At 63.5% G+C, this 12,798-nt stretch carries 7 protein-coding genes and 1 other RNA gene; 5 read left to right on the top strand and 3 right to left on the bottom strand.

Translation table 11 applies throughout. From position 1 onward, the window contains the following. Window positions 1-15: 15 nt before the first annotated feature. The 5 genes from ABQU90_RS04620 (at window position 16) to ABQU90_RS04640 (ending at window position 8,313) form a co-directional block, all read left to right on the top strand. Window positions 16-92: non-coding RNA, sX9 sRNA (locus tag ABQU90_RS04620), on the top strand. Between the two features lie 263 nt (window positions 93-355). Beyond that, window positions 356-1,039, top strand: a complete 684-nt coding sequence (locus tag ABQU90_RS04625; protein ID WP_055844638.1) for a DUF3011 domain-containing protein — start codon at window positions 356-358, stop codon at window positions 1,037-1,039. Window positions 1,040-1,634: 595 nt separating this feature from the next. Further along, window positions 1,635-2,699 (top strand): S-methyl-5-thioribose-1-phosphate isomerase, encoded by a 1,065-nt coding sequence (gene mtnA / locus ABQU90_RS04630; protein ID WP_323522105.1) that lies wholly within the window; start codon window positions 1,635-1,637, stop codon window positions 2,697-2,699. 210 nt (window positions 2,700-2,909) lie between these two features. Beyond that, complete coding sequence (gene gyrA, locus ABQU90_RS04635) at window positions 2,910-5,618, top strand: DNA gyrase subunit A (protein WP_323522106.1); 2,709 nt, start codon at window positions 2,910-2,912, stop codon at window positions 5,616-5,618. 223 nt (window positions 5,619-5,841) lie between these two features. Next, the gene (locus tag ABQU90_RS04640) at window positions 5,842-8,313 is read left to right on the top strand and encodes a membrane-bound PQQ-dependent dehydrogenase, glucose/quinate/shikimate family (protein WP_323522107.1); all 2,472 of its coding nucleotides are present in this window, start codon (window positions 5,842-5,844) and stop codon (window positions 8,311-8,313) included. 157 nt (window positions 8,314-8,470) lie between these two features. On the opposite strand, the gene ABQU90_RS04645 is transcribed toward ABQU90_RS04640, so the two are convergent. The 3 genes from ABQU90_RS04645 to hutU form a co-directional block, all read right to left on the bottom strand. Next, window positions 8,471-9,211, bottom strand: a complete 741-nt coding sequence (locus tag ABQU90_RS04645; protein WP_323522108.1) for a hypothetical protein — start codon at window positions 9,209-9,211, stop codon at window positions 8,471-8,473. 314 nt (window positions 9,212-9,525) lie between these two features. Continuing rightward, window positions 9,526-10,632, bottom strand: coding sequence for an acyltransferase family protein (locus ABQU90_RS04650; RefSeq protein ID WP_323522109.1), 1,107 nt, complete (start codon window positions 10,630-10,632; stop codon window positions 9,526-9,528). Between the two features lie 494 nt (window positions 10,633-11,126). Further along, window positions 11,127-12,794 carry a urocanate hydratase gene (hutU, locus tag ABQU90_RS04655; RefSeq protein WP_323522110.1) on the bottom strand — a complete coding sequence of 556 codons (1,668 nt, stop codon included), beginning with the start codon at window positions 12,792-12,794 and terminating at the stop codon, window positions 11,127-11,129. Between the last annotated feature and the right edge of the window lie 4 nt (window positions 12,795-12,798).

The following is a 12,798-nucleotide window of genomic DNA, read 5'->3' on the forward strand; positions in this document are numbered from 1 at the left end:
GGTGCGCGGTGTGCCATGGACTACGTGTGCACGTCGGTTCTCAGTGCGCCATCCGCACTCACATGACGACTGCGCGCTCGGTTTTCTCAGCTGCGTTCAATGCGGTACCCGAGTGCGGTCCCCGCATCGCGATTGGCCGTGGTGGGCTGGAGTTGATCACAGCGCAGATCCGGACCCGCGCAGCCCAATGCCTGTAGGCGATTCTGCACGCATTTGGTTGTGCGGCAAGCAAGCGTGGCTTGCGCTGCCATGCCGTTGTCATCGCCGCCGTATTGCTATCTTCACATCGATGATGCTCTCATCTTCACGTCCACGGGGGCGCGACGTTTATCGTTTCGGGGTGAGGATTGCTGGCATGAAGTGGCTGATCAGCTTATGCGGTTTGTGGTGCTTGCCGCTGCTGATGCTCGCCGATGCGCGCGCCGCTGAGCGCGGCTCCGGCGTGGTGCGTTGCGAATCCAAGGACATGGCGCGCGTGCATTGCGCGATGGATGTCGCCAGCGGCGTGCAACTGGTACGCCAGCTCTCCGAAACCAGCTGTATCCGCGGTAGCGAATGGGATGTCGACCGCGACGGGGTCTGGGTCGAGCAAGGCTGTCGTGCCGAATTCGCCGCCACCGTGCCGGCCACACCGCTGATGCGGCGTGTGGTGCGTTGCGATTCCAACGGCGGCAAGGTGGTGTGCCCGGTGGTCTTGCGCGGCGCGCCGGTACGCCTGTTGCGGCAACGCTCGATGTGGCCGTGCAAGGAAAACCGTACCTGGGGAACGCGCCGTAACGAAATCTGGGTGTCGCGTGGTTGCGATGGCGAGTTCGAAGTCGGCGCCGAAGATGGGTCCGGTTTCGTGGCGGTGCCGCGCATGGTCACGTGCGAATCGAAAAAGAGCGCGCGTCGCACATGCGGGGTGTCGGTGGAGCGCAAGGTGCGCCTGGGCCGGCAACTGTCCAGGACGGCGTGCGTGGAAGGCCAGACCTGGGGCTGGAGTCGCGACGGGGTGTGGGTCAACGATGGTTGCCGCGCGGAATTCATCGTCGACTGAGCGGCTGACGAACCTGCCGCGTGGTCTATTGCTGGCGAAGAATCTTGGCCACGTATATCGCCAGCTGCTGCGCACATGCTTTCGCTGCACAGGGTGGCTGATCTGCGGTTTGGCTGCTGGGCCCTTGCCCGCCCACCCTCGCCGGACACGCTGCAAGTACGTCCTTGTAAGCTCTTACGCGGCATCCATGCCGCGTAAGGTCCCGCGAGGGTGGGCGGGCAAGGACCAGTCGCGACGGTCGGTGTGCACGGCTGCAAGCAAGGCGTGGTGTGTTGTCCGGATAACGCCGGGTCGGATCAGCTTCGCAGCGCAGCGCGATCGACTGGCAGGCTTCAACAAAGCAACCGGCAAACTTCCTTCCAAAGCAATCAGCAAACCGTCTGGTGCGGTGTCCTCGCCGATCGCGGGACCGTGTGGCGGCATGGATGCCGCTACCGAGCCTACAGGGACGTACTTGCGGCGTGTCCCGCGAGCGGCGAGGGCACCGCACCCTCGACCAACCAGGCTTTTGCGCTTGATGCACTGCTGCGCTAGCACGACGGGCTGAGCATCGCCGGTCACTGACTGAGCTACGCGCGCGCCTTACAATAGGGCGATGAACGACAGCGCCCATATCGATTACGCCCGCTACGACCACATCCGCCCCCTGCTGTGGACCGGCGATGCCCTGGAATTGCTCGACCAACGCAAGCTGCCTTTCGTGGTGGAGCATGTGTGCTGCGAGAGCAGCGATGCGGTGGCCGAGGCCATCCATTCGTTGGCCGTGCGTGGGGCGCCGGCGATCGGTATCGCGGCCGGCTGGGGCGTGGTGTTGGCTGCGCGCGATATCGCTGCCGACGATGGCAGTGCTGCCTTGCAGAAACTCGAACCGGCGCTGTTGCGGCTCAATGCCGCGCGCCCGACCGCGGTCAACCTGGCCTGGGCGTTGATGCGCATGCGCCGGGTGCTGGGCGCGGCCGGTGCAGACTGGCGCGAGGTGATTGCGCGCGAGGCGCAGGCCATCGCCGATGAGGATCTGGCCGCCAATCGTCACATGGGCGCGCTGGGTGCCGGGCTGATCGCCCCGGGCAGCGGCGTGCTCACTCACTGCAATACCGGCTCGCTGGCCACCGCCGGCTTCGGCACCGCGCTGGGCGTGATCCGTGCCGGCATGGCGCAGCAACGCATCGCCAAGGTGTTCGCCGGCGAAACCCGGCCGTGGTTGCAGGGCGCGCGCCTGACCGTGTGGGAGCTGCAGCAGGACGGCATCGATGCGACCCTGATCGCCGACTCGGCTGCGGCGCATCTGATGAAATCCGGCCTGGTGCAGTGGGTGATCGTCGGCGCCGACCGCATCTGCGCCAACGGCGACACCGCCAACAAGATCGGCACCTACCAGCTGGCCATTGCCGCACGCCACCACGGGGTCAAGTTCATGGTGGTGGCGCCGTCGTCGACGGTGGACATGGCCACCAGCGATGGCGATCAGATCGAGATCGAGCAGCGCGATCCGGGCGAGTTGTTCGGCGTGGGCGGGGTGCGGACGGTGGCTGAGGGTATCCATGCCTGGAACCCGGTGTTCGACGTCACCCCCGGCGCGCTGATCGATGCCATCGTCACCGAACGTGGGGTGATCGAGCAGCCCGATCCGGCGCGAATGCAGGCCGCCTTCGGCGCCTGAGCCGGACCGGCGGCAAGATTGCAGCCAACATCCCGCCAAAATCCCTGCAAGTGCTTGTTTCTGGCCGTAAAGCGACGGTATCGGGAAGCCCCTTCGTGGTACAATCTGGGGCTTGAATCGATCGGCGGGAGCGTGGGGTCGGCAGCCTGTGACTGAGGCGCCCCCGACGCGGCTTTCCGGCTCGCCCGCCACCTCACTTACGGAACCCGAATGGCAGAAACCGCCAAGGAAATCATCCAGGTCAACCTGGAAGACGAGATGCGCAAGAGCTATCTCGATTACGCCATGAGCGTGATCGTTGGCCGCGCACTCCCCGATGCCCGTGACGGCCTCAAGCCTGTGCACCGCCGCGTGCTGTTCGCGATGCACGAGCTGGGCGCCCACAGCAACAAGGCCTATTTCAAGTCGGCGCGTATCGTCGGCGACGTCATCGGTAAATACCATCCGCACGGCGACCAGTCGGTGTACGACACGCTGGTACGCATGGCGCAGCCGTTCTCGCTGCGCTACATGATGGTGGACGGCCAGGGTAACTTCGGTTCGGTCGACGGCGACTCCGCCGCGGCGATGCGTTACACCGAGTCGCGCATGTCGCGGCTGGCGCATGAGCTGATGGCCGATATCGACAAGGAAACCGTCGATTTCCAGCCCAATTACGATGAAAAGGAACTGGAACCGACGGTCATGCCGACCCGGTTCCCGAGCCTGTTGGTCAACGGTTCTGCCGGTATCGCGGTGGGCATGGCCACCAACATCCCGCCGCACAATCTGACCGAGGCGATCAACGCCTGCATCGCGTTGATCGATACGCCCGAGCTGGATGTCGAAGGCTTGATGGAGTACATCCCAGGCCCGGATTTCCCCACTGCCGGCATCATCAACGGCACCGCCGGCATTGCCGCGGGCTACCGCACCGGCCGTGGCCGCGTGCGCATCCGCGCCAAGGCCGATGTGGAAGTGGCCGACAACGGCCGCGAGGCGATTGTCGTCACCGAGATCCCGTACCAGGTCAACAAGGCGCGGTTGATCGAAAAGATCGCCGAGCTGGTCAAGGAAAAGAAGCTCGAAGGCATCAGCGAGCTGCGCGATGAGTCCGACAAGGACGGCATGCGCATCTACATCGAAATCAAGCGCGGCGAGTCGGCCGAGGTTGTGCTCAACAACCTGTACCAGCAGACCCAGATGGAGTCGGTGTTCGGCATCAACATGGTGGCGCTGATCGACGGCCGCCCGCAGTTGATGAATCTCAAGCAGATGCTGCAGGCGTTCATCCGCCACCGCCGCGAAGTGGTCACCCGCCGCACCATCTACGAACTGCGCAAGGCGCGTGCGCGTGCGCACGTGTTGGAAGGCCTCACTGTTGCGTTGGCCAACATCGATGAAATGATCGAGTTGATCAAGACCTCGGCCAACCCGCAGGAAGCGCGCGAGCGCATGCTGGCCAAGACCTGGGAACCCGGTCTGGTCGGTGCGCTGCTGGGTGCCGCCGGTGCCGAAGCGTCCAAGCCGGAAGACCTGGCGCCGGGCGTGGGCTTGGCCAATGGCTTCTATCAGCTGAGCGAAGTGCAGGCCTCGCAGATCCTGGAAATGCGTCTGCATCGCCTGACCGGGTTGGAGCAGGAAAAGCTGACCGATGAGTACAAGCAGTTGCTCGAGGTCATCCAGGGCCTGATCCGCATCCTGGAAAACCCCGACGTATTGCTGCAGGTGATCCGCGACGAGCTGATCAACATCCGCGAAGAGTACGGCGACGAGCGCCGCACCGAGATCCGTCACAGCGAAGAAGATCTGGATATTCTCGATCTGATCGCGCCGGAGGACGTGGTGGTGACCTTGTCGCACGCCGGTTATGCCAAGCGTCAGCCAGTGAGCGCGTATCGCGCGCAGCGGCGTGGTGGGCGTGGCCGTTCTGCCGCAGCGACCAAGGAAGAAGATTTCATCGATCAGCTGTGGCTGGTCAACACGCACGACACGTTGCTGACCTTCACCAGCAGCGGCAAGGTGTTCTGGCTGCCGGTACATCAGTTGCCGGAAGCCGGCTCCAATGCGCGTGGCCGCCCGATCATCAACTGGATTCCGCTGGAATCCGGCGAGCGGGTGCAAGCGGTGTTGCCGGTGCGCGAATACGCCGACAACCGCTATGTGTTCTTCGCCACCCGCAACGGTACCGTCAAGAAGACCCCGCTCAGCGAATTCGCCTTCCGTCTGGCACGCGGCAAGATCGCGATCAATCTGGACGATGGCGACGCGCTGGTCGGCGTTGCGCTGACCGATGGCGATCGCGACGTATTGTTGTTCGCCTCCAACGGCAAGACCGTGCGCTTTGGCGAATCCACCGTGCGTTCGATGGGCCGTACCGCCACCGGCGTGCGTGGTATCCGCATGCCCAAGGGCGAGGAAGTGGTCAGCCTGATCGTGTCCGACCCGGCGGGTGGGATCGAGATCGAGTCCGATGAAGACGCTGCGGACGACGTCGTCGATAGCGCAGACGGCGCCGATGCGGCGGTGATCGACGTCGTCGAGAGCGACGATATGGCCTACATCCTCACCGCCACCGAGAAGGGCTACGGCAAGCGCACTCCGCTGTCCGAATACCCACGCAAGGGACGCGGCACGCAGGGCGTGATCGGTATCCAGACCAGCGAGCGCAACGGCAAGTTGGTGCGTGCGGTACTGCTGGGCGCCACCGACGAAGTGCTGCTGATCTCCGATGGCGGCACCCTGGTGCGCACACGCGGTTCGGAAATTTCGCGCGTGGGCCGCAACACGCAGGGTGTGACGTTGATCCGTCTGTCCAAGGGCGAGAAGTTGCAGGCGGTCGAACGCCTGGACGCATCGCTGGATGAAGTGGACGACGTGGTGGAAGAAACGAGCGCAACCATCGAGTCCGTCGCGCTGCCGCCGGCAACCGAAGAATGATCGGCTAGCGTCATCGCTGCAGTTGAACGAAAACGCCGGCAATGCCGGCGTTTTTTATTGCATGTGTTTTCTTGCGCGCTTGGTTTATTGCAGGCCATGACATGTGCAACGCAGTGTTTAAGCGCCCCCACTGCGAAAAACGCAGTGCTTTCACCGGCGCAGGTCGAAGGTGATTGGCGGTGCGGCGGCGTTGCGTCGCCGCTGTGTCGAAGAGGAACAACTGATGACGAATGTGGATCGTCCTTCCGGTCGCGGCCATTGGGCGCTTGCGATCTTGGGAGGCGTGATTGCCGTGCTGGGTGCGGTGTTGCTGGCCGGTGGCGTGTGGTTGGCCGCGCTGGATGGCTCCTGGTATTACGCACCAGCCGGTGCGGCGATGCTGATCGCTGGCGTGTTGCTGTTCCGTGGCCGCAACGCGGGCGCGTGGTGGTTTGCAGCCGTGGTGGCCGGCTCGGTGCTGTGGACGTGGTGGGAGTCGGGCAGCGATTACTGGCGTTGGGTGCCGCGCCTGGGTCTGATCGTGTGCCTCGCGTTCGTGCTTGCACTGCTGTTGCCAAAACTGCAACGCCCGGTATCGCGCGCGCTGTCGCGCAGCGTGGCGGGTGTATTGGCGGCCGTGTTTGTGGTCGCGTTCGTGCTGGCGTTCATTCCGCACGGCGTCACCGAGGCCGATGGCGCGCTGGCGCATGCCGCCGGGATGGCCGGTGGTCTGGTCAATCGCAGTGCACCGGCAGCATCTGCAACGACCGATGTGCAACCGGCCAACGCGCCGGCAGATGGCGATTGGGCGGCGTACGGGCGTAGCCAGGCAGGTCAGCGCTATTCGCCGCTGCAACAGATCAACCGCGACAACGTCGCACAGCTGCAGCAGGCCTGGGTTTTTCATACCGGCGATCTGCCGAGCAAGCGCTGGGGCGCGGAAACCACACCGTTGAAGGTGGGCGACAGCCTGTACCTGTGCACTGCGCGCAACCAGGTGATTGCGCTGGATGCGTCCAGCGGCAAGCAGCGTTGGCGCTACGACCCCAAGGTCAAGGACGAGGCGATTCCGTATACCGCCGCGTGCCGTGGCGTGTCGTATTACGAGGTGCCAGCGGCAGCCAACGCCGGCGCTGCCGAAGTGGCATCCAATGGCTCAGCGCTGTGCCGCACGCGGGTGATCGAGGGTACGCTGGATGGGCGCCTGATTGCGCTGGATGCACGCAGCGGTCAGCTGTGCCAGGACTTCGGCAGCAATGGGCAGGTCGATATCACAGTGGGCATGGGCGAGACGCCGCCCGGCTATGTGTCGATCAATTCACCGCCGGCGATCGTGCGCGGTGTGGTCGTCACCGGTCATCAGGTGCTGGATGGGCAGAAGCGGTACGAGCCGTCCGGTGTGATCGAAGGTTTCGATGCGGTGACCGGTAAATTGCGCTGGGCCTGGGACATGACGCATCCGGACTGGGATGGCGCACCGCCACCGGGCCAGAATTGGACGCCTGGCACGCCCAATATGTGGACTACCGCGGCTGCGGACGAGCAGTTAGGGTATGTGTACCTGCCGATGGGTAATTCCACTGCCGATTACTGGAGCAGCTCGCGCACGCCTCCGGAGAATCGCTACGCCACCTCGCTGGTGGCGCTGGACGTCAGCACCGGCAAGCCGGTGTGGAATTTCCAGACCACGCATATCGACGCGTGGGATTACGACCTGGGTTCGCAGCCGAGCCTGATCGACTTCCCCAAGGATGGCGTCAACGTGCCGGCGGTGTTGCTGCCGAGCAAGCAGGGCGAGTTGTATGTGCTGGATCGGCGCACCGGCAAGCCGCTGGTCGGCGTGGAAGAACGTGCGGTGCCCGGTGGTGGCGTGGAGCCGCAGATGCGCGCCAAGACCCAGCCGTTTTCGCTGTATCACACGTTGCGCAAGCCGGATTTGACCGAGCGCGATATGTGGGGCATGACCCCGATCGACCAATTGGTGTGTCGTCTCCAGTTCCGCAAGGCCAGCTACAAGGGCATCTACACGCCACCGGAAGCCGATCGGCATTCGATCGAGTATCCCGGTTACAACGGCGGCTCGGATTGGGGCAGCGTGGCGGTGGATCCGCAGCACGGCGTGATCGTGGCCAATTACAACGACATGCCGAACTACAACCTGTTGGTACCGCGTGCCAAGGCCGACAAGCTGGGCTGGGCGCCGCGCGATCAAGTGCGCGGCGATGCAGGCGGCGCAGAAGGCGCGGGCGACCCGCAGGCCGGCACGCCGTATGCGATCAACGTCAATGCCGGCTGGCGGCTGCCGTTTACCAAGCTGTTGTGCAAGGAACCGCCGTATGGCGGCATCCGCGCCATCGATCTGGCCAGCGGCAAGACGCTGTGGGACCGGCCGTTCGGCAGTGCGCGCGGCAATGGCCCGTTCGGCATCCGCTCCGGCCTGCCGATCGAGATCGGCACACCGAACAACGGTGGTTCGGTGGTGACGGCCGGTGGTTTGATCTTCATCGCGGCAGCCACCGACGACCTGATCCGCGCCATCGATCTGGCCACCGGCAAGGAGCTCTGGCACGCCAAGCTGCCGGCCGGCGGGCAGGCCAACCCGATGGTGTATTCCTACGGCGGCCGCGAGTACCTGGTGATCATGGCCGGCGGCCACCACTTCATGGAAACCCCGGCCGGCGATGCGTTGATCGCCTACGCATTACCGCAGCATTAGTGCTGGAGGTGGAAACAAAAACGCGCCGAGAACGGCGCGTTTTTTTGCGCTAGCGAAGCGCAGTTTCAATGCTTTGAATGCATGCAGGCGAGTTGACCCAATAGCTCCCCGATCACACGCTTTTGCGATTCCCGATTCCCGATTCCCGATTCCCGAATCACTGCTCCGCTGCCACCGCCACGGCCGCTTCATCGTCCTGCACCGCGTCCTGCACATCCTGCGCCAGCGTCGCCTTGACGATGATCGAGCGGATGGCGTCGGTGGCCTCCGACAGTGGCACATCGCTGCTCAGGCGCTGGAAGGTGTCGCGGCTGTTATAGCCGGAGCCGTCCTTCAGATAGTGCTCGTACATCGACAGCAGATCCTGGCAGGCGGTGATCAATGCCGCGATATTGCCGCGCACCAACGCGTGACCCACCTGGTCGAAGCTGTGCAGGCAGTCGGCCAGCCAATGCAGGTCGTAGCGTGCCGTGCTGGGCTCGGGCGCATTGTGCCCGCGGCTATAGGCGCTGTAGCGGCGCAGGCTGCGTGCCACACGGGCGACATGGGCAAACAGCGTGCCGATCTCGTTGGCGATATCCAGGCGCTGCACCATGACCATCGGAATCACTTGCTCGGGGACCTCTGGGTGCTGCTGTTCTACGGCGTTTTGTTCATGCTGCTCCAGCGACTGCTTGAGCACGGTGTAGCTGCGCTGCAGCGATTCCAGCTCTAGCGTGGTGGCCGCGGCGCGTGCCTTGAGCTGCGACAGCGCCGCCTGATAGCGCGCAAGACTGTCCTGTGTACTGGCGTGCTGCCCGTACTCGGCATTGAGCTGGCGCCCACGCACGAACGCCAACCCCGTGGCGATGAGCGCCCAGAGTGCGAAGGCAGGCACCAGGTAGATCAGGATGCCCATGAGGATTCCTCGAAACGTTGCATACCTTGTCGGCTTGGCAACGATGTTCTTGAGGGCAATCGTGGACAGACAACCGGTTCATTGCCCCAATTGCCACCATCTGGCCGCGTCGGTTGTCAGCGCTACCACCTGGCGGTCGGCTGTCAGGCAGATGTGGAGGGCGCAACGCAACCGCGGTAGACGGAAGGGATATGCCCCTTCCGGGCACTGGCTGTGCCCGCGATCTGGTAACGCCGTCGTTTGTCAACCGCTCTAAACGTAAACGCCTCCGTTCAGAAGGCGTACGTCGTAGGTCGGCAAACAAGGCGCGAGTGTCAGGGCTGCGTGGATGTACCTGGCGACGTCCGTGTTGCCAGTGTCGTGGGAGGATTAGGCGGCAGCACTGGCGCGGACGCGGGGCGCAGCAGCAGGCGAGTGCCCAGCCGGCGCAGCAAGGTGTTCCCGGGCATTTCGACCAGTCGATACATGGCCCATGCCGCAGCGATCGTGATCGCAATGATGGGTATCGCCAGGACCGGCCTCGGTGGCACGCCATCCATTACCGCCAGCGCGGCATAGATGATCGGAATGTTCAGCAGGTACATCGAAAAGCTGCATTCGCCGCTGAGCATCATGAAGCGGTTGCCGAGCAGACGCTTGCTGAGGCCGGTATCGAAGGAGAACAGGAAGACAAAGATGCCGGAGAAACCCGCCGTTTCGAGCGTGAGATAGAGTTCGCGTTTGGAGCCCAAATCCACATCGATTACACCGAGGATCACCAGCGATATCAGTCCGATCACTGCTGCCTGCAGGATTGCGAGCGTGGTCATGTTGTTGACACTTGCACTCACGCGGCTGCGTATCAGCCCAGACACCACGCCTGCCAGAAAATAATGAATTTTCGATCCGACAAACGTGCCGGGAAGTTCCTGTCGATAGGTGATAAGCACCATGATGGTGCCGAGCACCGCCACCATTAAAGCAACATTGTTCTTGTTGTGGAAAGCACGCAACGAGAACCAGATGCCGACGAAGATCACGTAGAACTGAACTTCTGGCGGAATGCTCCATAGCGCGGAGACATTGCCTGAAAACAAAAGGTGACGGAGCAGGTTGCTGTGGCTGATGGCATACACAAACTGCGGGTCGATCAGGTTGTAGATCAGGTACGAAGCCAGCACAACAGTGAGATATGCCGGTGCAATGCGCGAGAATCTCGAAATCGCATAACGGGCCACCGAGCCGTAATTGGCTTCTTTTTCGCCATAAAGAAACGCCATCAAAAATCCGCTCAAGGTAAAGAACACCATGACGCCCATCTCACCGGGATAAAGGTGGGTGTCGGCGAAGAATTTTTCTTCAGCCAGATGTGCGTAGACCACCAGCAAGGCGGCAAGGCCGCGAATACCGGTCAACGAATCGATGCGCTGTTCCTGCTGCATGAGGGGGGCTCTCAGTGTGATCCATGCGAAAAAACCCCGCGCCTGAACTGGCGCGATGTTGCTGTGTGATGCGAAGTTGCCATGGTCAGAGCCTCCCCCCCAGCATCTGACCAGCTGCAAGCCTAGCCGATCGGCGCATTGCGCGTCATCGCTTCATTTCAGCTCTGTATCAATCGTGACAGAAGTCACTATATGTGTCGAGCTAAACACCGGCGACGCAGGGCGAGATTGGTGGCTGATCAATGAATGCAAGATCGCCCCGTGTCAGCCAGGGCGCTGCATGCACGACATGCAAGCTTCCATCAACGTGCGGAGTGAAGGGCGCCGAACGTTGCTCGCTCGGGAAGCCGTTCCGCACAGGAGACCGGAGCCGGGATATGCAGATTTGGCATGCAGGCTCAAGCGCTGGCGCCGCCACAGGGTGGCAGGCGCATTCGGTTTCTAACGCGTGCATTCGCCCAATCAGCACGCCGCACTCCCTTGGTCGCGCAACTTCAGATCAGAATTGCCGGTAAATCCAATCCTTTCTCACGCGCGCACTCGGTTGCGATCGCATACCCGGCATCGGCGTGGCGCATCACGCCGGTGGCGGGGTCGTTCCAGAGCACGCGTTCGATACGCTTGTCGGCTGCTTCGCTGCCATCGCAGACGATGACCATGCCGGCGTGTTGCGAGAAGCCCATGCCGACGCCGCCGCCGTGGTGCAGCGAGACCCAGGTTGCGCCGCTGGCGGTATTGAGCAGGGCATTGAGCAACGGCCAGTCGGACACCGCATCGGAGCCGTCGGCCATCGCTTCGGTCTCGCGGTTCGGCGAGGCGACGCTGCCCGAATCCAGATGGTCGCGGCCGATCACTACCGGCGCTTTCAACTCGCCGCTGCGCACCATCGCGTTGAAGGCCAGGCCGAGCCGATGGCGGTCGCCCAGACCGACCCAGCAGATGCGCGCGGGCAGGCCCTGGAAGGCGATTTTTTCGGCGGCCATGTCCAGCCAGCGATGCAGATGCGCATCGTCGGGAATCAATTCCTTGACCTTGGCATCGGTCTTGGCGATGTCTTCCGGGTCGCCGCTGAGCGCGACCCAGCGGAACGGGCCGATGCCGCGACAGAACAGCGGGCGGATGTAGGCGGGTACGAAGCCGGGGAAGTCGAACGCGTCGGCCACGCCTTGCTCCAGCGCCATCTGGCGCAGGTTATTGCCGTAGTCCACGGTGGGCACGCCGAGCGCGTGGAAGGTGAGCATGGCGCGGATGTGGTTGGCCATTGCCTCGCGTGCGGCGGCTTCTACTTCCTTGGGCGCGCTCTCGCGTTTTGCGTCCCACTCTTCCACGCTCCAGCCCTGCGGCAAATAGCCGTTGACCGGGTCGTGCGCGGAGGTCTGGTCGGTCAGCAGGTCTGGCTTGATCCCGCGTAGCAGCAGTTCGTCCAGCACGTCGGCGACATTGCCGAGCAGGCCGACCGACAGCGGCTTCTTCGCCGTGCAGGATTCCTCGATCAGGCGCAGCGCTTCGTCCAGCGAGTCGGTCCAGGTGTCCAGATAGCCGGTGCGCAGGCGCATGTCGATGCTGGAACGGCGGCACTCCACCGCCAGGCACGAGGCGCCGGCCATCACCGCGGCCAGCGGCTGCGCGCCACCCATGCCGCCAAGGCCGCCGGTGAACAGCCACTTGCCGGCCAGGCTGCCGCCGTAATGCTGGCGGCCCATCTCCACGAAGGTTTCGTAGGTGCCTTGCACGATGCCTTGCGCGCCGATGTAGATCCAGCTGCCGGCGGTCATCTGGCCATACATCGCCAGACCCTTTTTATCGAGTTCGTTGAAGTGGTCCCAGGTGGCCCAGCGCGGCACCAGATTGGAATTGGCGATCAGTACGCGCGGTGCGTCGACATGGGTGCGGAACACGCCGACCGGCTTGCCAGATTGCACCAGCAAGGTTTGGTCGTCGTCCAGCCGAGTGAGTGCGGCGACGATCGCATCGAAGGATTCCCAGTCGCGCGCGGCACGGCCGATGCCGCCATACACCACCAGTTCCTGCGGGCGCTCGGCTACATCCGGGTCCAGGTTGTTCATCAACATGCGCAGCGGCGCTTCGGTGAGCCAGCTCTTGGCGGTGAGCGTGGTGCCGGTGGCGGCGCGGATGACGCGGGTTGCATCGTGACGGGTCATGCCG

The sequence above is a fragment of the Xanthomonas sp. WHRI 10207 genome (assembly GCF_040202975.1).
GTDB lineage: Bacteria > Pseudomonadota > Gammaproteobacteria > Xanthomonadales > Xanthomonadaceae > Xanthomonas.